The organism is Deinococcus aerius (assembly GCF_002897375.1).
Taxonomy (GTDB): Bacteria; Deinococcota; Deinococci; order Deinococcales; family Deinococcaceae; genus Deinococcus; species Deinococcus aerius.
This window is the reverse complement of the sequence record NZ_BFAG01000001.1, coordinates 210,536-231,196: the sequence shown is the minus strand read 5'-3', so window position 1 is coordinate 231,196 and position 20,661 is coordinate 210,536. Positions and strand designations below refer to the sequence as shown.

Annotated in this window: 21 protein-coding genes and 1 tRNA gene; 14 read left to right on the top strand and 8 right to left on the bottom strand. The window is 69.2% G+C overall.

Annotated features, from left to right (window positions below; all coding sequences use genetic code 11):
* Window positions 1–33 precede the first annotated feature (33 nt).
* From DAERI_RS01075 to DAERI_RS01065, 3 genes are read right to left on the bottom strand one after another with little or no spacing between them, the layout of a single operon-like run.
* Complete coding sequence (locus DAERI_RS01075; protein ID WP_103127631.1) at window positions 34–1,242, bottom strand: zinc-dependent alcohol dehydrogenase; 1,209 nt, start codon at window positions 1,240–1,242, stop codon at window positions 34–36.
* Window positions 1,239–2,009: an SRPBCC family protein gene (locus DAERI_RS01070; protein ID WP_103127630.1), complete on the bottom strand. Its 771-nt coding sequence runs from the start codon at window positions 2,007–2,009 to the stop codon at window positions 1,239–1,241. Before DAERI_RS01070 ends, DAERI_RS01075 begins: the two co-directional genes overlap by 4 nt.
* On the bottom strand, window positions 2,006–2,419 hold the full coding sequence (locus tag DAERI_RS01065) for a hypothetical protein (protein ID WP_103127629.1): 414 nt from the start codon (window positions 2,417–2,419) through the stop codon (window positions 2,006–2,008). Before DAERI_RS01065 ends, DAERI_RS01070 begins: the two co-directional genes overlap by 4 nt.
* 393 nt (window positions 2,420–2,812) lie before the next feature.
* Here DAERI_RS01065 and DAERI_RS01060 point away from each other — a divergent pair, with 393 nt between their 5' ends.
* The 5 genes from DAERI_RS01060 (at window position 2,813) to DAERI_RS01040 (ending at window position 8,657) form a co-directional block, all read left to right on the top strand.
* Window positions 2,813–4,333 carry a sugar ABC transporter ATP-binding protein gene (locus tag DAERI_RS01060; protein WP_103127628.1) on the top strand — a complete coding sequence of 507 codons (1,521 nt, stop codon included), beginning with the start codon at window positions 2,813–2,815 and terminating at the stop codon, window positions 4,331–4,333.
* Window positions 4,320–5,333, top strand: a complete 1,014-nt coding sequence (locus tag DAERI_RS01055; protein WP_103127627.1) for an ABC transporter permease — start codon at window positions 4,320–4,322, stop codon at window positions 5,331–5,333. Before DAERI_RS01060 ends, DAERI_RS01055 begins: the two co-directional genes overlap by 14 nt.
* Before the next feature lie 71 nt (window positions 5,334–5,404).
* A complete protein-coding gene (locus DAERI_RS01050) occupies window positions 5,405–6,361 on the top strand; it encodes an ABC transporter substrate-binding protein (protein ID WP_103127626.1) in 957 nt (318 codons plus the stop codon).
* Between the two features lie 74 nt (window positions 6,362–6,435).
* Window positions 6,436–7,446: a sugar phosphate isomerase/epimerase family protein gene (locus DAERI_RS01045; RefSeq protein WP_103127625.1), complete on the top strand. Its 1,011-nt coding sequence runs from the start codon at window positions 6,436–6,438 to the stop codon at window positions 7,444–7,446.
* Complete coding sequence (locus tag DAERI_RS01040; RefSeq protein ID WP_103127624.1) at window positions 7,446–8,657, top strand: Gfo/Idh/MocA family protein; 1,212 nt, start codon at window positions 7,446–7,448, stop codon at window positions 8,655–8,657. The genes DAERI_RS01045 and DAERI_RS01040 overlap by 1 nt, the downstream gene beginning before the upstream one ends.
* A gap of 256 nt (window positions 8,658–8,913) precedes the next feature.
* Here DAERI_RS01040 and DAERI_RS01035 read toward each other — a convergent pair whose 3' ends face one another.
* Window positions 8,914–9,750: a DODA-type extradiol aromatic ring-opening family dioxygenase gene (locus DAERI_RS01035; RefSeq protein ID WP_103127623.1), complete on the bottom strand. Its 837-nt coding sequence runs from the start codon at window positions 9,748–9,750 to the stop codon at window positions 8,914–8,916.
* Window positions 9,751–9,863: 113 nt separating this feature from the next.
* Here DAERI_RS01035 and DAERI_RS01030 point away from each other — a divergent pair, with 113 nt between their 5' ends.
* From DAERI_RS01030 to DAERI_RS01020, 3 genes are all read left to right on the top strand, one after another.
* Window positions 9,864–10,598 (top strand): ThuA domain-containing protein, encoded by a 735-nt coding sequence (locus tag DAERI_RS01030; protein WP_103127622.1) that lies wholly within the window; start codon window positions 9,864–9,866, stop codon window positions 10,596–10,598.
* Window positions 10,595–11,605, top strand: a complete 1,011-nt coding sequence (locus tag DAERI_RS01025; protein ID WP_103127621.1) for a Gfo/Idh/MocA family protein — start codon at window positions 10,595–10,597, stop codon at window positions 11,603–11,605. The genes DAERI_RS01030 and DAERI_RS01025 overlap by 4 nt, the downstream gene beginning before the upstream one ends.
* A gap of 395 nt (window positions 11,606–12,000) precedes the next feature.
* Complete coding sequence (locus DAERI_RS01020) at window positions 12,001–12,738, top strand: alpha/beta hydrolase (RefSeq protein WP_103127620.1); 738 nt, start codon at window positions 12,001–12,003, stop codon at window positions 12,736–12,738.
* A gap of 10 nt (window positions 12,739–12,748) precedes the next feature.
* Here DAERI_RS01020 and DAERI_RS01015 read toward each other — a convergent pair whose 3' ends face one another.
* Window positions 12,749–13,774 (bottom strand): HD-GYP domain-containing protein, encoded by a 1,026-nt coding sequence (locus DAERI_RS01015; RefSeq protein WP_235610159.1) that lies wholly within the window; start codon window positions 13,772–13,774, stop codon window positions 12,749–12,751.
* An 84-nt stretch (window positions 13,775–13,858) separates the two neighbouring features.
* On the opposite strand from DAERI_RS01015, the gene DAERI_RS01010 reads away from it, so the two are divergent.
* A complete protein-coding gene (locus tag DAERI_RS01010) occupies window positions 13,859–14,563 on the top strand; it encodes a YkgJ family cysteine cluster protein (RefSeq protein ID WP_235610158.1) in 705 nt (234 codons plus the stop codon).
* 199 nt (window positions 14,564–14,762) lie between these two features.
* Here DAERI_RS01010 and DAERI_RS01005 read toward each other — a convergent pair whose 3' ends face one another.
* The 3 genes from DAERI_RS01005 to ffh all read right to left on the bottom strand — a co-directional run bounded on the left by DAERI_RS01005 (window position 14,763) and on the right by ffh (window position 17,406).
* Window positions 14,763–15,557 carry an isocitrate lyase/PEP mutase family protein gene (locus DAERI_RS01005; RefSeq protein WP_103127617.1) on the bottom strand — a complete coding sequence of 265 codons (795 nt, stop codon included), beginning with the start codon at window positions 15,555–15,557 and terminating at the stop codon, window positions 14,763–14,765.
* Between the two features lie 297 nt (window positions 15,558–15,854).
* A tRNA-Lys gene (locus tag DAERI_RS01000) sits at window positions 15,855–15,930 on the bottom strand.
* A gap of 129 nt (window positions 15,931–16,059) precedes the next feature.
* On the bottom strand, window positions 16,060–17,406 hold the full coding sequence (gene ffh, locus DAERI_RS00995; RefSeq protein WP_103127616.1) for a signal recognition particle protein: 1,347 nt from the start codon (window positions 17,404–17,406) through the stop codon (window positions 16,060–16,062).
* 41 nt (window positions 17,407–17,447) lie between these two features.
* Here ffh and DAERI_RS00990 point away from each other — a divergent pair, with 41 nt between their 5' ends.
* The 5 genes from DAERI_RS00990 to DAERI_RS00975 are packed head-to-tail and all read left to right on the top strand — an operon-like array spanning window position 17,448 to window position 20,591.
* The gene (locus DAERI_RS00990) at window positions 17,448–17,735 is read left to right on the top strand and encodes a nucleoside triphosphate pyrophosphohydrolase (RefSeq protein ID WP_103127615.1); all 288 of its coding nucleotides are present in this window, start codon (window positions 17,448–17,450) and stop codon (window positions 17,733–17,735) included.
* 43 nt (window positions 17,736–17,778) lie between these two features.
* Entirely contained in the window at window positions 17,779–18,960 is a 1,182-nt protein-coding gene (locus tag DAERI_RS00985; RefSeq protein WP_103127614.1) for a thiolase family protein, read from the top strand.
* Between the two features lie 20 nt (window positions 18,961–18,980).
* Window positions 18,981–19,298, top strand: a complete 318-nt coding sequence (locus DAERI_RS00980) for a YciI family protein (RefSeq protein WP_103127613.1) — start codon at window positions 18,981–18,983, stop codon at window positions 19,296–19,298.
* Window positions 19,299–19,304: 6 nt separating this feature from the next.
* Window positions 19,305–19,739, top strand: a complete 435-nt coding sequence (locus DAERI_RS21860; protein ID WP_133161936.1) for a WapI family immunity protein — start codon at window positions 19,305–19,307, stop codon at window positions 19,737–19,739.
* Window positions 19,740–19,754: 15 nt separating this feature from the next.
* Entirely contained in the window at window positions 19,755–20,591 is an 837-nt protein-coding gene (locus tag DAERI_RS00975; protein WP_103127612.1) for a 3-hydroxyacyl-CoA dehydrogenase family protein, read from the top strand.
* Window positions 20,592–20,661 lie beyond the last annotated feature (70 nt).

The following is a 20,661-nucleotide window of genomic DNA, read 5'->3' as shown; positions in this document are numbered from 1 at the left end:
CAGGATTCGGCCCTTCCCGCGGTGGTGAGTGATTCAGCCGGGTTTGACCGGCGCGTGATCCTTGGGATCGGCCCAGGGGTCGAGCACGCACTTGATGCAGCCCTCGTGCTTGTGCTTGAAGATCTGGTAGGCGTGCGGCGCCTCGTCCAGGCTCAGGCGGTGGGTGATGATCTGCGTGGGGTCGATGTCGCCGCGCTGGATGTGGCCCATGAGCAGGTCGAGGTAGCGGTGAACGTGCGTCTGGCCCGTCTTCATGGTCAGGCCCTTGTTCATGAACGCGCCGACCGGAATCTTGTCGGCCAGGCCGCCGTACACGCCGGGCACGCTGACGGTGCCCCCCTTGCGGCAGGCCATGATCGCGGCGCGCAGCGCGTGGGGGCGGTCACTCTCCAGCACCCGGGTCGTCTGCTTCACGGCGTCGGCCACGCCGCCGGGGCCGCCCGCGTGCGACTCCAGGCCCACCGCGTCCATCACGCTGTCGGGGCCGCGCCCGCCCGTCATCTCCTTGAGGCGCTCGAAGACGGAATCGGTCTCGTAGTTCAGGGTCTCGGCCCCGAGCTGCCGCGCCATCTCCAGGCGTTCGGGGAAGCGGTCGATGGCGATGACGCGCCCGGCCCCCAGCAGGAAGGCGCTCATGATGCCGAACAGGCCCACCGGCCCGCAGCCGAAGACCGCCACCACGTCACCCGGCTGGATGTTGCAGTTCTCGGCCCCCATGTACCCCGTCGGCAGGATGTCGGTGAGGAAGAGGACCTGCTCGTCGGTCAGCCCCTCGGGCACCTGGTAGAGGTTCTGGTCGGCGAACACCGTGCGCGCGAACTGCGCCTGCCCCCCCGCGTAACCGCCCGTGATGTGCGAGTAGCCGTAGATCCCCGACCCCGCATAGCCCCACAGCGCCTCGGCGAGCTTGGGGTTGGGGTTGGAGTTGTCGCACAGCGAGGTCAGGCCGTGCTGGCAGTACCAGCACTTGCCGCAGGCGATGGGAAAGGGCACGATCACCCGGTCGCCCACCTTGACCTTGCGGACCTCGGAACCCACCTCCACGACCTCGCCCATGAACTCGTGGCCCAGGATGTCGCCGTGGACCATCGAGGGCACGTACCCGTCCACGAGGTGCAGGTCCGAGCCGCAGATCGCGGTGGCGGTGACCCGCACGATGGCGTCGGTGGGTTGCAGAATCTCGGGGTCGGGCACCGTCTCGACCTGCACCCGGTTGATGCCCTGCCACACGACGGCCTTCACGAGGTCCTCCGGTTGTCGTACATCTTCGCCTCCGCCTTCATGATCCCCTTGCGGGCGCTGGGCTGGCCCTCGGTGGTGGGCACCTCGCCCACCTCCAGCAGCCGCTTGAGCCGCCGCAGGTCCTCGCCGATCTGCACCGCGGGGTCCTCGCCCAGCAGCCGGGCGACCGCCGCGCCGAGCGTTCCCCCGGGCGGGCGGTAGGTCAGCGAGACGTGAATCTCGGTGCCCCAGTCGCCGGGTGCGGGCCGGAACTCCACGAAGCCCTCATTGGGCACCGTCGCCCCTTCCAGCGAGCGCCAGGCGATGCGGCGCCCGGGCTCGTCCTCGGTAATTTCGGCGTCCCACTCCACGCTCGTGCCCCTGTGTGCCTTGGCGACCCAGTGCGACCTCTGGCCGTCCCCGTCCTGCACTTTCACCGATTCCAGATGGTCCATGAAGCGCGGCAGGTTCTCGAAGTTGCGCCAGAAGGTGTACAGCTCGTCGGCGGACTTCCCGATAGTGACCGCCCGCTGCACGGCGATGGTGTCGTCGGGCGTGCGGCGAACCTGCGTGATGGCGGCTCCCACGCTGCGGCCCATCGCCGCCCCCGAGAGAAGCAGGGCGCCGCCCGTGCCGAGGATCAGGCCCGACTCATTCTTCTGCCGCAGGCTGAGGAGGATCATCCCCAGCCCGAGGCCGCCGAAGATCAGCCGCTCCACCGGGCTGGAGTTCTGCGGGCTGACCTGCGGTGCGCCGCCCTGCGCCTGCGATGCCTGTGACTGCGTCATCCGCGCTTCCCCCTTCCCAGGAGCCGCTCGGCGAGCGTGGGCGGCTCGGCCCGCTCCAGCGTGAGTGCCCGGGCCACGAGCACGTCCACGACCGTGATCGCGGTGAGCATGGCGAGCGTGTTCCCGGTCCGCTTGCGCGCGGTCGGGTCCCCCGTCGTGGCCGAGCCCAGCGTCGCTATGTCGAGCACGTCCCCCGCCACCCGCGCCCAGACCCAGGTGGTCGCCGCCGCCGGTTGCGTCAGGAGGCCCACCCCTGCCACGAGTTCGCGCAGGCCGTAGGCCCTCACGACGGACGTGCGTTCCTCCTGCACGCCCAGGAAGCGAATCAAGCTGCCCGGCGCGACCACCTCCAGGGTGCCCAGCCCGACGCTGAACCAGCCCAACCCCCGCGCCACCTGCTCTGCGTTCATCCGTACCCCCCTGTTCAGGTGTGTTTCCTGCCCACGTTCAGGTGCCCACTCTAGGATTCCCCCCACCGGGGGTGTCTTCGCGCTTCCTTCACCGTCCCCTGTGAAGGCTGCCACTCGCCCCCCGCCGAGTTCCACCTCTCCCGGCCCGGCGAGGCGGCGCGGAAACCGTGTTTGACTCGCCTGACACGGCCTCTTATGCTGGACGAGCAGCAAAAGTCAGGCGAGAACATCGGGGCGATGAGGTGCAGCAATGGTATGGACTGCGGCCAGGCCTAGAGGCAGGAACAATCCCCAGGGAGTGGAGCGGTCATGCCTGCGGCGGTGTCCTGGCGCACTTCAGCGTCCGGTCCAGCCCGCGAGTCCGGCGCCAGGAACCGCGGGTGGGGCCGCGTGATGGAGTCTGTCCCGGCCGTCGCCTTCCGGGGCGTCTCCAAATCCTTCGGGCCGGTCGAGGTGCTGCACGACGTGACGTTCTCGGTCGCGCCCGGCGAGATTCACGCGCTGCTGGGCGAGAACGGGGCGGGCAAGAGTACCCTGATGAAGATTCTGGGCGGCTACCACCCGCCGGCGCGGGGCGAGGTGCGGCTGGGCGGCGAGCCCGTCCACTTCGCGGGCAGCCGGGACGCCGAGGCACGCGGCATCGTCCTGATCCACCAGGAGTTCAACCTCGCCGAGGACCTGACGGTCGCGCAGAACATCTACCTGGGGCACGAGCCGGGCGGATGGCTGCTGAACGACGCGGCGATGGTCCGCGGGGCGCGGGAGGCGCTGGGGAGGCTGGGCGTGAGGCTCGACCCCCGCACCCGCGTGCGGGACCTCACCGTGCCGCAAAAACAGCTCGTCGAGATCGCCCGCGCCCTGTCCCGCCAGGCCCGCGTCCTCATCATGGATGAGCCCACCGCCGCTCTCACACCGCACGAGACGGAGACGCTGTTTGGGCTGATGCGGCGGTTGCGCCAGGAGGGCGTCACGATCGTCTACATCAGCCACAAGCTCGACGAGGTGAAGGCGATCTCCGACCGGGTGACGGTGCTGCGCGACGGGCGGTATGTGACCACGGCCCCGACGAGCGACCTCACCCAGGGGCAGATGGCGAACCTGATGGTGGGGCGGGAACTGGAGGCGATGTTCCCGCCGAAAGGGCAGCCTGGGACGGAGGAACTGCTCAGCGTGGAGGGGCTGGACGTACCGGGCTGGGCGCAGGGCGTGAGCTTCACCGTCCACCGGGGCGAGGTGCTGGGCTTCGCGGGGCTGGTCGGGGCGGGCCGCACGGAGAGCTTTGAGGGGCTACTCGGCCTGCGCCCGCATCACGTGGCGAGCGTGCGGGTGAAGGGACGGCCTGTCCGCATCCGAAACCCCGGGGACGCCGCCCGCGCGGGGGTCGTCTATCTCAGCGAGGACCGCAAGGGCAAGGGCCTGCACGTGGACTTCCACCTGCGCCCCAACCTCACCCTGATGACGCTGGACCACTACGCGCGGCCCCTGCTCGATATCCGGGCCGAGCGGGAGGCCTTGCGCCGCGCCGCCGGGGAGTACCACATCCGCGCGGGGCGGCTCGACGTGCCCGCCAGCTCGCTCTCGGGCGGGAACCAGCAGAAACTCGCCCTCGCCAAGATTCTGGAGGTCAGCCCCGACGTGATCATCCTCGACGAACCGACGCGCGGCGTGGACGTGGGCGCCAAGCGCGAGATCTACCACCTGATCGGGCGCCTGGCGGAAGGGGGCAAGGGCGTCATCGTGATCTCCTCCGAACTCCCCGAACTGCTGGGCGTGTGCCAGCGTCTCCTCGTGATGCGGGAGGGCCGGGTGGTGGGCGACCTGAGCGCCGAACACCTCACCGAGCAGGAGGTCATCCAGTACGCCACCGGCCTGAAGGTGGACGAGGTGGGGAGGACCGACCGTGTCCACGCCTAATCCGCCCCTCCCCGAGGTCGCGCCTCCCCGCGTCACGCCCCGCTCCGTCCTGACCCGCCTCGGCACACTGGGTCCCCTCCTCGGCCTGCTCGCCCTCGCAGTGGTGGCGACCCTCCTCAACCCGGACTTCCTGACCGCCTCGAACATCTCCAACGTGCTGACCCGCGCCGCCTTCACGGGCATCATCGCGGTGGGGATGACGTTCGTGATCATCTCGGGCGGGATCGACCTGTCGGTGGGCTCGCTCGCGGCGCTGATCGCGGGGTCGATGATCCTGATCATGAACTCGTTGAAGGGCTCGCTGGGGGCTGGGGTAGGCACCATCCTCCTCGGGATGCTCGCCGCGCTCGCCATCGGGGCGCTGGCGGGCCTCTTCCACGGGACCACGATCACTCGGGGGCGCATCGAGCCCTTCATCGTGACCCTGGGGACGCTGGGCATCTACCGGGCGGTGCTGACCTACCTCGCGCAGGGCGGGGCGATCTCGCTCGACCTGGACATCGGGGACCGCTACAGCCCGGTGTATTACGGCAGGCTGCTCGGTATCCCCATCCCCATCCTGGTCTTCGCGGCGGTCGCGCTGCTGGGCGGGCTGATTCTCAACCGCACCCGCTACGGGCGCTACGTGCAGGCCATCGGCAGCAACGAGCAGGTGGCGCGGTACGCGGCGATCAACGTCACGGGGGTCAAGATCGCCACCTACGTGCTGCTGGGCGTGTGCGTCGGGCTCGCCACCATCCTCTACGTGCCGCAGCTCGGGAGCGCCACGCCCTCGACGGGCCTGTTGTGGGAACTCGACGCCATCGCCGCCGTCATCATTGGCGGCACCGCACTTCGGGGCGGCTCGGGCCGCATCTGGGGCACGGTGGTCGGCGCGGTGCTGCTCGTGACCATCGGGAACGTCCTGAATCTCACCAACATCATCTCCGTGTATCTCAACGCCGCCGTCACCGGCCTCGTCATCATCCTGGTCGCGTTCTTCCAGCGTGGCCGCAGGTGAAGGTACAGGAGGAAGCCATGTAAGCGCCCCTTTCCAGCCCCGTCCTCACCCCTCACGCTCAGGAGGTTCCCATGCAGGCGATCAAGCGTTTCGTCCTTTTGTCCGCCGTCCTGGCTGGTTCCGCGTCCCTCTCGCAGAGCACTCCTCGGCAGGTCATCGGCGTTTCCATCCCCTCGGCCGACCACGGCTGGACGGCGGGCGTCGTGTACCACGCCAACCAGGCCAAGGCGGCGCTGGAGAAGAAGTACCCGAACGTCCAGATCATCATCAAGACGGCCAAGGACAGCACCGAGCAGGCGAACCAGATTCAGGACCTCGCCACGGTGAACAAGATTGGCGCGCTCGTGATCCTGCCGCAGGAGAGCGCCCCCCTGACCCGCCCGGTGGCGAACGTGAAGGCCAAGGGGGTGTTCGTGACCGTGGTGGACCGCGGCCTGACCGACCCCAAGGCGCAGGACGCCTATGTGGCGGGCGACAACACGGCGTTCGGGCGGGTGGCCGGGGAATACTTCGTGCAGCGGCTGGGCGCGTCGGGCGGCAACGTGGTCGTGCTGCGCGGCATCCCCACCGTGATCGACAACCAGCGGGTCGCCGCCTTCAACGCGGCGGTGGCGAAGAACCCCAAGATCAAGGTGCTGGACGCCAAGTACGGCAACTGGAACCGCGACGACGCCTTCAAGGTGATGCAGGACTACCTGACCCGCTTCCCCAAGATTGACGCCGTGTGGGCCAGCGACGACGACATGGCGGTGGGCGTGCTGCGCGCCATCCAGCAGGCCCGGCGCAAGGACATCAAGTTCGTCGTGGGCGGCGCGGGCATGAAGGAAATGATCAAGAAGGTGATGGACGGCGACCAGATGATGCCCGTCAACGTCACCTACCCGCCCTCCATGATCGCGGACGCGATGCGCCTGACCGTAGAAAGCCGCGTCACGGGCAAGCCGATGAAGGCGACGACGATCATCCCCTCGGTGCTGGTGACGAAGGCCAACGCCAAGCAGTTCTACTTCCCCGACTCGCCGTTCTAAGCTGGCCGTCCTAAGCTGTTGAGGCACCGGAGGCCCGGCCAGGTTCGGGCCTCTCCCCTTTGCCCGGAGGTTCCATGCCCAGACCCGTCACCCTCTTCACCGGCCAGTGGGCCGACCTGCCCCTCGCCGACCTCGCCCCCCTCGCCCGGCAGATGGGCTACGACGGCCTCGAACTCGCCTGCTGGGGCGATCATTTCGACGTGCAGGCGGCCCTGCGCGACGACAGTTACGTTCAGCAGAAGCGCGAGTTGCTGGAGGGACACGGCCTCCAGTGCCTCGCCATCAGCAACCACCTCGTCGGGCAGGCGGTGTGCGACCTCATCGACGAGCGGCACCGCGAGATCCTGCCCGCCCACGTCTGGGGCGACGGCGACCCCGAGGGTGTGCGGCAGCGGGCGGCCCAGGAGATGATGGACACCGCCCGCGCCGCGCAGAAGTTCGGCGTGAGCGTGGTGAACGGCTTTACCGGGTCGCCCATCTGGCACTCCCTCTACGCCTTCCCGCCGACCAGCCAGGCGTACTGGGAGCGCGGGTTTCAGGACTTCGCGGCCCGCTGGCAGCCCATCATGGACGTGTTCGACCAGGCGGGCGTGAACTTCGGGCTGGAGGTCCACCCGACCGAGATCGCCTTCGATATTGCCTCGGCGCAGCGCGCGCTGGAAGCGATTCGGCATCCCCGCTTCGGCTTCAACTACGACCCCAGCCACCTCGCCTACCAGGGGGTGGATTACGTGAAGTTCATCCGAGAGTTTGGGGACCGCATCTTCCACGTCCACATGAAGGACGTGTGGTGGGGGCACGGGAACGGGGACGTGGGCGTATTTGGCGGGCACACGACCTTCGGCGACCCCCGGCGCTACTGGGACTTCCGCAGCGTGGGGCGGGGGGACGTGAACTTCGAGGAGATCATCGTGGCGCTGAACGACATCGGGTACGCGGGGCCGCTGAGCGTGGAGTGGGAGGACGCGCGGATGGACCGGGTGCACGGGGCGACGGAGAGCGCGGCGTTCCTGCGGCGGCTGGACTTCCCCGCCTCGAACGTGGCCTTCGACGCCGCCTTTGCCAAAGCGGAGCAGGAGGCCTGATGCGGCAGCTTCGCATGGGGATGGTGGGGGGTGGGCAGGGGGCCTTTATCGGCGCAGTCCACCGCATGGCCGCCCGGCTCGACGGCGAGATCGAACTGGTCGCGGGCGCCCTGTCCAGCACACCGGAGAAGGCCCGCGCCTCCGGTCAGGCCCTCGGCCTCGCCAACACCCGCAATTACGGTACCTGGCAGGAGATGCTGGACGGCGAACTCGCCCTGCCGCCGGGGGAACGCATCGACTTCGTCTCGGTCGTCACGCCCAACCATATGCACTACCCGGTGGCGAAAGCGTTTGCCGAAGCGGGCATCCACGTCATCTCCGACAAGCCGCTCGTCCACACCTCGGAGCAGGCGCGCGACCTGATGGAGACGGCGCGGCGCTCGGGCATCGTCTTCGCCGTCACGTACAACTACACCGGCTACCCGATGGTGCGGGAGGCGCGGCATCTGGTGCAAAGCGGCGCCCTCGGCGAGATTCGCAAGGTCATCGTGGAGTACAACCAGGGCTGGCTCGCCACCCGGTTGGAGGAGGGCGGCAACAAGCAGGCCGACTGGCGCACTGACCCCACCCGCAGCGGTATTGCGGGCGCGGTGGGCGACATCGGCTCGCACGCGGAAAATCTGGCGGCGACCGTGACCGGGCTGGAACTCGACGCCCTCTGCGCTGACCTGACCACCTTCGTCCCGGGCCGCGCGCTCGACGACGACGGGAACATGCTGCTGCGCTTCACGAACGGGGCGCGGGGCCTGCTGTGGTGCTCGCAGATCGAGGTCGGGGCGGAGAATGACCTGCGGCTGCGGGTCTTCGGCACGCGCGGCAGCCTGTCGTGGCGGCAGGAGGAGCCGAACGCGCTGGAGGTGCAGACGCTCGACGGGCCGCTTCAGGTGCTCCGGCGCGGTAACGCTTACCTGAGCCCTGCCGCCCAGGCCGCCACGAGGCTCCCCAGCGGCCACCCGGAAGCCTTTATCGAGGCCTTCGCCAACATCTACCGGGGCGCCGCCGAGGCCATTCGCGCCCGGCTGGAACACCGCGAGCCCGATCCCCTGATCGCCGACTTCCCGACCCTGGAAGACGGCGCCCGGGGCGTGCATTTCATCGAGAAGGCCGTGGAGAGCGCCCACAGCGAGCAGAAGTGGACGGCGGCACGGTGGCGGGCGTCGGTGCCGGAGGTGGCGGAACGGGGAGAGGCGGAGCAGGCTCCTCCCCCATAGGTTTGGATGGTGTACAAACGTTTATTTCGGAGAAAAACTACGTCGAGGACAGGAGCAAAAGCCCCTCCCCCTTGAGGAGGGAGTCTGGCTGGGGGTGAGCTGGCCTGGCGCCCCAAGGCCAGTTAGAGTGCCCAAGCGCCTGCCTTCAAGCTGTAGCAGCAGGGAAAGCTGACGCTTGCCACCCCCTCCCCGATCCTCCTACCCAGGGGAAGAGGAGGCAAAACACCTTCTCTTCGTGCTTGAGAAGAGGTTCCACCTACCCACCCTCCCCACTCTGAAAGCCTGCGCAGAGCAGCCCGAAATACGTTGGGGCCTCGTAGGACAGGAACTCGGTGCGGCGGGACTCGGGGGGAAGAGCCCCGGCGAGCACGAGCGCCTGCCACAACCCGTCCGGTTTGGCGTCCTCCACGAGTTGCGGGTCGAAGGAAGCAAGCGCCTCCAGGTCGCCGCGCCCGGTCAGGTCCACGACCTGGGCGTCGAGCCGGGCGGCGGCCGCGTGATACCCGTACGGCCCGGACTCGGCGTGGGTGTGGGACCAGTCGCAACTGGCGACCAGGCCCACTCTTTTGCCCGAGTTGGCGGCGGCCCGTGCGAGCGCCGCCCCGAAGCGCAGGTGCGGCCCGAAGTCTGTTCCCCTTGGCGGGTTCACGACCACGACCGGCACTTCCGGCATGAAGTGCAGCGGGATGATCGCGCCCCAGTCGAGCGGCAGGCACGAGAGCGGCCCCTCGCCCGTGGCGAAGTTGAGGAGGGCGACGGGCAGACCATCGGCGGCGGCGGCGTGAGCGATGGCGCGGGCCAGGGCGCGGTCCACCGGGCGCTCCATCGTCACCGCCTTCCCGTGGCCCTCGACGGTTCCCCGCACCCGCTCGGAGTCCGTCACGGCGAACTGGCCTTCCGCCCGTGTTCCGTGCGGCGTCAGCACCACGAGAACGCCGGGCGCGGCCTCCCGCATCTGCTGCCCGAGGCGTTCCAGGCTGGCGCGAGTACGGGCCATCAAGCCCGGGGTGCCCCCGCTCAGTTCCTCCAGGATCTCCAAGCCGTGGGGGGCGATGCAGGCGAAGGGGATGGGCGTCATGGCAGGGCTCAGCATGGCACGGTTCCCACGCGAGGGCGGACAGGACCCCCATATTTCGTTTTGGTGAATGTTCCGGGGCCAGGGGGCGCCTATGCTGGGCCGCGACGATTCACCCGAGAGGAGCGGCCATGTCAGCAACCCCCCGCGTCACCGTTTGGAACGAGTACCGCCACGAGAAGCGCAACCCCAGGGTGCAGGCCATCTACCCCGAGGGAATGCACACGGTCATCGCCTCCGCCTTGCAGGGGGCCGGGTTCCCCGTCCGCACCGCCACCCTCGACGAGCCCGAACACGGCCTTTCGGGCGAGGTGCTGGCGGACACGGACGTGCTGATCTGGTGGGGCCACCTCGCGCACGGGGAAGTGGCGGACGAGGTCGTCGAGCGGGTGTACCGCCGGGTGCTGGACGGCATGGGCCTGGTCGCCCTGCATTCCGCGCACTTCTCCAAGATCTTCAAGCGGCTGATGGGCACGGGCTGCGACCTGAAGTGGCGCGAGGGCGACGACCACGAGCGGCTGTGGGTCGTGGCGCCGGGGCACCCCATCGCCGAGGGGCTGGGGGAAACCATCGAGCTTGCGGGCGAGGAGATGTACGGCGAATTCTTCGACGTGCCGCCCCCCGAGACGCTGGTGTTCCTAAGCTGGTTCAGCGGCGGCGAGGTCTTCCGCTCGGGCTGCTGCTACACGCGCGGCTCGGGGAAGGTCTTCTACTTCCGCCCCGGCCACGAGACCTATCCCACCTACCACCACCCGGACATTCAGCGGGTCATTACGAATGCCGTGCGCTGGGCGGCGCCCACACTCGGCGCGCCCCGCGCCTTCGGCAACCGCCCGCCCCTCGAACCCACCCGGGAAACCGCATGAAGGTCGGCGTGATCGGTGGGGGCGGCGTGTCGCGCTTCCACTTCGCCGGGTACGAGGCGGCGGGCGCGCAGGTCGTCGCCGTGGCGGAGGCCAACCCGCGGACGCTGGAGCGGGTACAGGCAGAATGGCGGGTGCCGCGCGGCTACGCGAGCTTCGAGGACCTGTGCGCCGATCCCGAGGTGGAGGCCGTGTCGGTGTGCCTCCCGAATTCCCTGCACCACCCGGCCACGGTCGCGGCGGCGCGGGCCGGCAAACACGTCCTGTGTGAGAAGCCCATCTCCATGTCGCTGGAGCAGGCGCGGGAGATGATCGACACCTGCAAAGAGGCGGGCGTGATCCTCCAGATCGGCCACCACCTGCGCTCGAACGCGGCGGCGGAAAAGGCGCGGCAGCTCATCACCTCGGGGGAACTGGGGCGCGTGACCTTCGTGCGGCTGCGGCAGGCCCACGACTGGGGCGGTGGCCCGGTGCGCGAGTCCTTCCGCACCCTGGCGAGTTCCGGGGGCGGCACCCTGCTCGACAACGGGAGCCACATGATGGACCTCGCGCGGTATTTCGGCGGCCCGGTGCGCGAGGTCTACGCCCGCACCGCCACCCTGGGCTATGACGTGGAGGTCGAGGACACGAGCGTGGTGTCGCTGGAGTTCGAGTCGGGGGCGCTGGGCAGCGTGGAGAACGCCTGGACCGCGACGGGCTGGGAGGAGGCCTTCTGGGTGTACGGCACGCGTGGCGCGCTGGAATACACCAACCGGCTGGGGGCACCCACCCTGCGCCACGTCTTCCGCTCGTCGCCCGGCACGGACTGGAACGAGCAGGATGTGGCCGTGTACCAGTTCGCGGGTCTGGAACCGCACGCGCGCAACGTGGTGGAGTTCCTCCAGGCCATCCGGGGCGAGCGGCCCGTGATCTGCACGGGCGAGGACGGCATGGAGGCCGTGCGCCTCATCCTCGCCAGCTACCAGAGTGCCCGGGAGCGCCGCCCGGTGCGCATGGACAAGGTGGGCTGAGCCACGACTCGGACAGCCTGGGGGCAAGGCTCAACACGGTTGTCACCCTGAGCGACGCGAAGGGTCTGGCCTGGAGATGCTTCGCCTTCGCTCAGCATGACGGGGTGTCCGCGCCCCGCCTTTGCGCACAGGTCAGAAGAGGGGTCACCCTGAGCGCGAGCGGCGGGTCCACACCTGGCGTGCGGGGATGGCCCCAGCGGGACAGGGTTCTTTCGGCCACGGCGCCGGGGGTCAGCCTGGGGCGGAGCAAATTTTCGCCCCCTTTTGACCGGCGTGCCAGGAATGGCCTTGGGCCTCCCTCATCACAGGGGCCGCCCGCGCGGGGCATCCTGTCCCTACCCACCCGCCCCTTTGACGGCCCCGCGAGGCCGTTGTCCCCCGCCGCCGGAGGTCCCATGCGCCGCGTCGCCCTGCCGCTCCTGCTGACCCTGTTCACCACCCTGACCGCGGCCCGTGCGGGGGCCGTTCAACTCCAGGCGCCCGACGGCCTCACCCTGTACGCGGAGCACGTCTCCCCCACCCGGCCCCTGGGGGCGGTGCTGCTCCTGCACGACGCGGGCCGGAACCTGCACGAGTTTGACGGCGTGACCGGGCGGCTGGCGCGCGAGGGGTACGCCTCGCTCGCCCTCGACGCGCGCTTCGGGGGGGAGTACGACGGGTATTCCAACCGGACGGCGGCGGGGCTGGGCTCCCGCATCCTGACCGAGGCCGATGCTTTGAGGGATCTGGACGTGGCCCTCGCGTGGCTGCGGCGGGCGCACCCGGGCGTGCCCCTCTTCGCGCTGGGCAGCGGCGCGGGCGGGGTGCTGCTCTTCCCCTTCGCCGCGCGGCACCCGGACCTCGCCGGAATCCTCGCGTTCAGCCCGTACCGGGGAGACCTCTTCGAGACGGACGCCCGGGCCGCCGCGCGGCAGCTCCGGGTGCCCGTGTTCGTCACGAGCAGCGACGACCCCTTCGAGATCGGGGCGGCCCGGGAACTCGCCCGCGCCGCGCGGGGGGTGCAGTACGTCCCGCCGGGCTTCGGCCTGCGCGGGGCGGTGACCCTCGACCCGGTGAAAACAACGGAGGCCGCCGTCAGCGAGGGATACTGGCGGGCGGTGCTGCGCTTCCTGCGGCAACCCGGGGCCAGATAAGGCCCTCCCCCTACGCCTCCTGCGGCAGCTTCTCCAGCAGGCCGACCAGGCGCGGGTCGAGGGCCTTGCCCGCCTGGGCTTTCAAGCGGCTCACGTCGCCCGCCCGGACGTAGGCGTCGGCGGCGGCCAGGATGCGGGCGTACAGGGGGATGTCCTCGGCGGCGAGGCCGCCCGGCTCCCCCTGGCCGTCCCAGCGCTCGTGGTGGTGGCGAATGGCCTTTTGCGCCTCGGCCAGGTGGGGCACGCCGTGCAGGAAGTTGGCCCCGACCTGGGCATGCCCCGCCTCGCCGTGCAGCTTGCCGAGGTCGTGCAGGGTGGCGGCGTACCACAGCTCCTCCAGCTCGCGCTCGACCAGCCCCACCGCCCGCCCCAGCCGCATCGCCGTGTCCGCGACGGCCCGCGCGTGGCCGAGGCCATCGAACTCCTGGCTCTCGACCGCCTCCACCAGGGCGGCCGTGATCTGCCGCGCCGTCTGCCGCCACTCGTCGCGCGCGTGCAGCACCCCCAGCAGCGGCGCGGCCGCCGCGCCCCACGCCGCGGCGGCCTCCTGCTGCCCCGGGGTGATCTCCTCGGAGGAGGTGCGGTCCAGCACGAGCGCCCCCAGGCCGCGGCCCCGGTCGCTCAGCGGCACGATGAGCGTCAGCGGCACCTCGCGCAGGCCCGCAGCGTCGAGCTGGGCCTGGACCTCGGGGGGGTTGAGCTCGTACAGCTCACGCCCGCCCCCGGTGAGGAGCCGGACGCGCGGGCCGGTCCAGGGTCCCTGGAGCGGGGTGCCGATCAGCGACTTGGGATAGCCGAACACGGCGGCGATCCGGTCCTGCCCCCGGCGCAGCACCGCGTACCCCTGCGCCTGCCCCCCCAGCAGCGTGACGGCGTGGGCCAGGGTCCCCTCCAGCACGCCCTCCATGCTCGGGTGGGCGAGCAGGTCGGCCAGCACCCGCGAGGGGTCGGGCAGCTCGCCCGCGGGAACGACACCGGAATGGCGGGGATCAGGCCCGGGCGGGGGCGCGGACGGCGGACGGGGGCGTCGGAACACGTTCTGCCCAGTATAGCCACGCTACCCTGCCCGGGTGACGCCTGCCCCCACCCCCCCACCGCGAGCCGCCTCCCCCACGCCGGGGTGACGGAGCCCGTGCGGCGGGCCTACGCGGCCTACGGGCGGCGGGCGCAGGCCTGGACCGCGCGCTATCAGGAGCGGGGCGGCCGGGTGTACTGCGGGGCCGGGTGCTTCGCCTGCTGCAACATGCCCATCCGGGTCAGCCTGGCCGAGGCGCTGGTCACGGCCCAGGCCCTGACGGAAGGCGAGGCGGCCCGCGTCGAGGCCCACGCCCGCCGGGTGCTGCACAACGCCCGCACCGCCCCGAACGATGACGTGTACGTCGAGCGTCACCGGGTGGAGGTCGGCTTCTGCCCCCTGCTGGACCGGGAGAGCGGCGGCTGCACCCGCTACGACGCGCGCCCCACGCGCTGCCGCGACACCTTCAGCGCCCTGCCCGCCCGCTACTGCGAGGCCGGGGCCTGGGAGCGGATGACCCGCCGCGAGCGCGAGAGTTACCGCCGCGAGGTCGCCCGCACCCCGGGCACGGACGGCGAGCTGCACTTCATCGCGCCGCTGGAACACCTCTCCGAGCCGGTGTGGGAGGCCGCAGCGAAGGCCATGCGCGCCGAGTGGGGACTCGAAGCCTGGGGCGACTTCTGGGTGCTGACCACGCTGGCCCGCGACGGGAAGTTTATGGCGTGCATGGCCCGTGGAGACGCCCGAGGCGCGTGGCAGGTCGCCGGGGCGCGGGGGCTGGCTCACCGAACGGTGCTGGAGATTGGTTGAGCAAGAGGAACCTGTCGCCCGCGGGGCTTTTGCCGGGAGTCCCCACCAGGAACCTGACCCCGCGGCCGATTGATGGGGCACTCGCCAAACGAACGGCGCCTCCTCGCTCGAACAGGTGCGGGCCGCTGCGAGCCGTGGCGTGAGCAGGTCAACACCGCTCACGCCACGGTCACTTGGGGCCTCTGGACCCTCCCCCGCTTCAGTTGAGGGGACGGGTGCCCGGGGGCAGGGTTCCCCCGGCGAACAGCGCCGCGGCGGCATCCTGAAGGGCCGTGAGCGCCACGCGCTGGGTAAAGGGCCCGGTGGACACGCGCGCCACCCCGAGCGCCTGGAGTTCGCTGGCGGGCAGGCTCACGCCGGGCACGCTGATCACCGTGAGCCTGCGCGGCCCGAGGGCCTGGGCGACCGCCTGAGTCTCGTCACGCGCGACGAGGCCGGGCACGAAGACCACCGGGGCGCCCGCGTCAAGGAACGCGCGGCCACGGCGGATCGCCTCGTCGATGACCCCCGGGCGCGGCGCGTCCCTGTCCGCCCGCACCACAGCGTCCGTGCGGGCATTGAGGACGAACTCAATACCCGCCTCGCGTCCGGCGGCCATGACCGCCTCCACGGCGGCAACGGCCTCGTCCAGCGGTTTCATCTGGTCCTCGAGGTTGCCGCCGACCACGCCGATCTCGATGGCCCGGCGCGCGGTCTCCCCCGGGTTGCCGTAGCCCGCCTCGAAATCCATGCTGACCGGCAGGTCCACCGCCTGCACGATGCGGCGCACCATGTCGAGGTGCAACTCCAGCGGAATGTTCTCCCCGTCCGGGTAGCCGAAGGTGGACGCGATGGAGTGGCTGGCCGTGGCCAGAGCTCGCGCACCCGTTGCCGCGACAACCTGGGCCGACACCACGTCCCACACGTTGGCGAGAGTAAGGATTTCCGGGGCGGTGTGCAGGTCGAGAAGGGTGCGGGCGCGGGCGGCGAGGTCGGACGGGGCGAATGGGGTCATAGTGGACTCCTTCAGGCGGATAGGATCAGGGGGCGCACGGGGCACTCACGTTACTACGGATGCGTTCGAACGGCGGGGAATTCCACAACGGCCAGCCCGAACACGACGGGACTATTTACCTATAAGTAGGTAGCTGTTAAGGGAGCCCACGCCCGTGATCAACAGCAGAAGGGGAGGTTGGGCTTGGGGAGGCGCTGAGGCAGCTTTGTCGGGAAGGAGTTGTGGTCCTCCGGTGGCACCTGGCCCTGCGCGCACCGGGGCCCAAAATAAAGAACCCCGTCTTGGACGAGGTTTTCTTGGTGGGTCGCCCGGGACTCGAACCCGGAACCCGCTGATTAAAAGTCAGCTGCTCTACCGATTGAGCTAACGACCCGCTGGGACGAGCGCCTTGCAGCGGGCCTGAGTATAGGGAGCGCCCCGGGGGGTGTCAACGCGGGCGGGACCGGACGTCGTCTTCCAGTTGGGTCGCCCAGGACCCGGAACCCGCTGATTAAAAGTCAGCTCATCGCTTCAGGTTCGGCGGCATCGGGGGCATCTTGGGCGGCTTCATGCCCTTGCCCATGCCGCCGGGACCGCCGAACCGCTGGAGCATCTTCATCATGTCCTTCATCTGCTCGTGCATCTTGAGCAGGCGGTTGATGTCCTGCACCGTGTGGCCGCTCCCCGCCGCGATGCGCTTGCGGCGGCGCCCGTCGATAATCTTGGGATTGCGGCGCTCCTGGAGCGTCATGGAGGAGATCATCGCGTCGATGCGCTGAATCTGCTTCTCGTCCACGTTGAAGCCCTCGGGCAGCGCGCGGCTCATGCCGGGGATCAGCTTGAGGAGGTCGCCCAGCGGCCCCATCTTGCGAATCTGGCGAAGCTGCACGAGCAGGTCCTCGAGGTCGAAGTCGCCCGGCTTCTTGACCTCCATCGCCTTGAGGTCGGCCTGCTGCGCCCGCTCGATCAGCCCCAGCACGTCGCCCATGCCCAGGATGCGGCCCGCCACCCGGTCGGGGTAGAAGGGCTCCAGACCATTGATCTTTTCGCTCACGCCCGCGAAGTAGATCGGCTTGCCCGTCACGCTGCGCGCCGAGAGGGCCGCCCCGCCGCGCGCGTCGCCGTCCATCTTGGTGATGATCAGGCCGGAGAGGTGCACGCGCTCGTCGAACACGCGGGCCACGTTCAGCGCCTCCTGACCCGTCATCGCGTCCACCACGAGCAGCGTCTCGGTGGGCTGGAGTTCGCTCTGGAGGTCGGCGAGCTGGTCCATCAGCGCCTCGTCGATCTGGAGGCGGCCCGCCGTGTCCACGATCACCAGGTCGCGGAAGTCGGTCTTCAGGTACTCGTCGAGGCGGCGCCTGGTCTCCTGGGGCGTCTCGCCGTCGTTCACCTTCAGGACAGGCACGCCGACCTGCTTGCCCAGAACTTCGAGCTGATCGCGGGCAGCCGGGCGCTGCGTGTCGGCGGCGACGAGGAGGACGCGGCGGCCCTTGCCCTTGTAGTAGGCGGCGAGCTTGCCCGTGCTCGTCGTCTTGCCCGCCCCCTGGAGGCCGACCATGAACCACACGTTGCCGTCCGTCTTGAGCGTGGGCTGCCTCGCCTCGCCGCCCAGCGTCTCGATAAGTTCGTCGTGGACGAGCTTCACGACCGTCTGCCCGGCGGTCAGGGACCCGGCGACCTCCTGGCCCACGGCCTTCTCGCTGACCCGCGCCACGAAATCCTTGGCGACGTTGAAATTCACGTCCGCTTCCAGCAGGGCCATGCGAATCTCGCGCATGGCGGCCTTCACCTGCGCGTCGGTGAGTTTGCTCTCCCGGCCCACGCGGTCGAGGATGTCCTGCAACTTGTTCCCGAGCGCCTCAAACATAGGGGGAGTCTAGCGCGGGAGGCGGAACGGCTTGGTGTAGCTTGCACGGATGCCGACAACTTGTCCGTGACCAAGTTCCCGACCTGTTCCCCGACAGCATTTATCGGAAGCTGATCGCCACCGAATACGCCGGGGCGCTGCGGAACAAGCTGGCGGAGGAGGTGCGGGAATACCTGGCCGACCGCACCCCGGAGGAGCTGGCGGACGTGCTAGAAGTGCTACGCGCGCTGGCGGCGTTGCACGGTCTGACACCCGAGGAGTTAGAGGCGGTGCGGGCACGCAAGGCAGCGGAGCGGGGCGACTTCGCGGGCCGCATCTGGCTGGAGTGACGTATACACCCACGACGAACCTAACGAGCGTTAGACTGCCCCCATGACCAAAGCCGTGATCGTCTCGGCGTCGCGCACGCCGACCGGGAAGTTTCTGGGGGCCTTGCAGGACGTGACCGCCGTTGACCTGGGAGCCACCACCCTGCGCGAGACCCTGCGCCGCTCGGGAATCCCCGCCGAACTAGTTGAGGAAGTCATCATGGGGCAGGTCGTGCAGGCGGGGTGCGGGCAGAACCCGGCGCGGCAGGCGGGCCTGAAGGCGGGCCTCTCGCACGAGGTCGGCGCCCTCACCGTGAATAAGGTCTGCGGCTCGGGCCTCAAGGCCGTGATCCTGGCCGCGCAGGCGATCCGGGCGGGTGACCAGACGATCATGCTGGCGGGCGGCATGGAGAGCATGAGCAACGCGCCGCACCTCCTCCCGCAGGCCAGGAAGGGCTACCGGCTGGGGCACGCGCAGGTTCTCGACGCGAACACCCACGACGGCCTGTGGTGCGCGATCAACGACGAGGGCATGGGCCTGACCGGCGAGCGCGTGGCCGAGAAGTACGGCATCGGGCGCGGGGAGCAGGACGCCTACGCCACCCAGAGCCACCAGCGCGCGGTGGCCGCGCAGCAGGGCGGGCGCTTCAGCGACGAGATCGCCCCCGTGACCGTCAGGGGCCGCAAGGGCGACGTGGTCGTGGACACCGACGAGGGGCCGCGCGCCGACACCAGCCCCGAGACGCTGGCGAAGCTCAAGCCCGCCTTTAAGACGGACGGCACGGTGACGGCGGGAAACGCGCCCGGCCTGAACGACGGCGCCTCCAGCCTGCTCCTGATGTCCGAGGAAGCGGCGCAGGTGCACGGGCTCACACCGATGGCCGAGATCACCTCCTACGCCACGGGCGGCCTCGCCCCCGAGTGGGTGATGATGACGCCCGTTCCCGCCACGAAAAAGCTGCTGGAGAAGAGCGGCATGGGCGTGAGCGACGTGGACCTGTGGGAGCTGAACGAGGCCTTCAGCGTCCAGAGCCTCGCCGTGCAGCGCGAACTGGGGCTGGACCCCGAGCGGGTGAACGTGAACGGTGGCGCGGTCGCGCTGGGGCACCCCATCGGCGCGAGCGGCGCCCGCATCCTCGTCACGCTGCTGCACGCGCTCCGACAGCAGGACAAGGAGACGGGCGTGGCGACCCTGTGCATGGGCGGCGGCAACGGCCTGGCCCTCAGCGTCAAGCGGCTGAGCTGAAGCGGGATAGGCTAGGGCCCATGACGCAGACGCCGACCCTGTGGGTGATCCAGAGCCGCTACCTAAGGAGCGGGGACGACCTCGCCGCCGTCACGCCCCGGCACCGGGAGTGGCTGGACCAGCATTACCGCTCGGGCCTCTTCCTCGTGTCGGGCCGCAAGGTAGATGACACGGGCGGCGTGCTGCTGGCGCATGCCGAGAGCCAGGAGCAATTGGAGGAAGTCTTCAGGGACGACCCCTTCGTTCTGGAGGGCTGCTCGGAGTACACCTACACGCCCTTCACGCCCGTCAAGCGGGGCCGGGCGCTCACGCTTGAGGGCGTGCCGCTGGTGGAGTGAGTGGGGATGGACAACTCAGATTTCAACCTAGGTCCCTTACGCCTAAAGGTGCATGGTTATCAGTTTCAGGAATCGGACGAATACTGGGACGCTAACTGGGTCATCGTTACCGCCGAAGTAGACCTCCCCGGTCAAGCATGTGTGCGTGTTGAAGGACCATTTCTGATGACCACAGAGTTGGCCCGCTTCCGCGACGAAATGCAGATGCTGTACGACAGGTTAGATGCCGAGGCTGGATTATGGACGATTGAGCCGGAACTTAAGCTCCGCCTTGAGGGCAAGGGGACGGGAGCTATAACAGCGGAGATTGAAATTACTCCGAATCAAATGACTCAGGAACACCGCTTCTATGCGGAGCTGGATCAAACTTATCTGCCCCTAGCCATACAACAGCTCAACTCCATTCTCAACCGTTTCCCGATGCGGGGACAACCCAGATAACCAAGGAGCACTTCTATGAGATTCGGAGTTATCGGAGCAGGTCAGATGGGCGGCGGCATCGCGCAGGTTGCCGCGCAGAGTGGCTTTAGCGTGGTCGTGCAGGACGTGAAGGACGAGTTCCTGGCACGCGGACGGGCCACCATCGAGAAGAGCCTCGCCAAGCTGCACGAGAAGGGCAGGCTGACGGGCACGCCGGAGGAGGTGCTGGGCCGCCTCACCTTCACCACGAATCTTGGGGACTTCGCCGACTGCGACCTCGTGGTGGAAGCGGTCGTGGAGAACGAGGCGATCAAGGCGCAGCTTTTCCGCCAACTGGGCGAGATCGTTCAGCCCGACGGCATCCTGGCGAGCAACACGTCCTCCATCCCGATCACCAGCCTCGCCACGGCGAGCGGGCGGCCCGAGCGGTTTATCGGGATGCACTTCATGAATCCGGTGCCGCTGATGCAGCTTGTGGAAGTCATTCGCGGCTACTCCACCAGCGACGAGACGGCGCAGAAGGTGACCGAGGCGGCGCGGCAGATGGGCAAGACGCCCGTGGAGTGCAACGATTACCCCGGCTTTGTCTCCAACCGCATCCTGATGCCCATGCTGAACGAGGCCATCCAGTGCGTGATGGAGGGCGTGGCCGAGCCGGAGGCCATCGACCAGATCATGAAACTGGGCATGAACCACCCGATGGGGCCGCTGACGCTGGCGGACTTCATCGGGCTGGACACCTGCCTCGCCATCATGGAGGTGCTGCACCGGGGCCTGGGCGACGACAAGTACCGGCCCTCGCCTTTATTGAGGAAAATGGTGCAGGCGGGCCTGCTGGGACGCAAGAGCGGGCGGGGTTTCTACACGTACTGATTTAGGAGGGCCTAACCGCTCTCAGCCGGGTTGGACTTTTTTCATGTGGGGACGAGGTACAACCCGCCCC

Bases quoted from the DNA above. Each gene is read 5' to 3' on its own strand.
- DAERI_RS01070 (WP_103127630.1), bottom strand. From the start codon at position 2,009: ATGACGCAGTCACAGGCATCGCAGGCGCAGGGCGGCGCACCGCAGGTC.
- DAERI_RS01065 (WP_103127629.1), bottom strand. From the start codon at position 2,419: ATGAACGCAGAGCAGGTGGCGCGGGGGTTGGGCTGGTTCAGCGTCGGG.
- DAERI_RS01060 (WP_103127628.1), top strand. From the start codon at position 2,813: ATGGAGTCTGTCCCGGCCGTCGCCTTCCGGGGCGTCTCCAAATCCTTC.
- DAERI_RS01050 (WP_103127626.1), top strand. From the start codon at position 5,405: ATGCAGGCGATCAAGCGTTTCGTCCTTTTGTCCGCCGTCCTGGCTGGT.
- DAERI_RS01045 (WP_103127625.1), top strand. From the start codon at position 6,436: ATGCCCAGACCCGTCACCCTCTTCACCGGCCAGTGGGCCGACCTGCCC.
- DAERI_RS01040 (WP_103127624.1), top strand. From the start codon at position 7,446: ATGCGGCAGCTTCGCATGGGGATGGTGGGGGGTGGGCAGGGGGCCTTT.
- DAERI_RS01035 (WP_103127623.1), bottom strand. From the start codon at position 9,750: ATGCTGAGCCCTGCCATGACGCCCATCCCCTTCGCCTGCATCGCCCCC.
- DAERI_RS01030 (WP_103127622.1), top strand. From the start codon at position 9,864: ATGTCAGCAACCCCCCGCGTCACCGTTTGGAACGAGTACCGCCACGAG.
- DAERI_RS01025 (WP_103127621.1), top strand. From the start codon at position 10,595: ATGAAGGTCGGCGTGATCGGTGGGGGCGGCGTGTCGCGCTTCCACTTC.
- DAERI_RS01020 (WP_103127620.1), top strand. From the start codon at position 12,001: ATGCGCCGCGTCGCCCTGCCGCTCCTGCTGACCCTGTTCACCACCCTG.
- DAERI_RS01005 (WP_103127617.1), bottom strand. From the start codon at position 15,557: ATGACCCCATTCGCCCCGTCCGACCTCGCCGCCCGCGCCCGCACCCTT.
- ffh (WP_103127616.1), bottom strand. From the start codon at position 17,406: ATGTTTGAGGCGCTCGGGAACAAGTTGCAGGACATCCTCGACCGCGTG.
- DAERI_RS00985 (WP_103127614.1), top strand. From the start codon at position 17,779: ATGACCAAAGCCGTGATCGTCTCGGCGTCGCGCACGCCGACCGGGAAG.
- DAERI_RS00980 (WP_103127613.1), top strand. From the start codon at position 18,981: ATGACGCAGACGCCGACCCTGTGGGTGATCCAGAGCCGCTACCTAAGG.
- DAERI_RS21860 (WP_133161936.1), top strand. From the start codon at position 19,305: ATGGACAACTCAGATTTCAACCTAGGTCCCTTACGCCTAAAGGTGCAT.
- DAERI_RS00975 (WP_103127612.1), top strand. From the start codon at position 19,755: ATGAGATTCGGAGTTATCGGAGCAGGTCAGATGGGCGGCGGCATCGCG.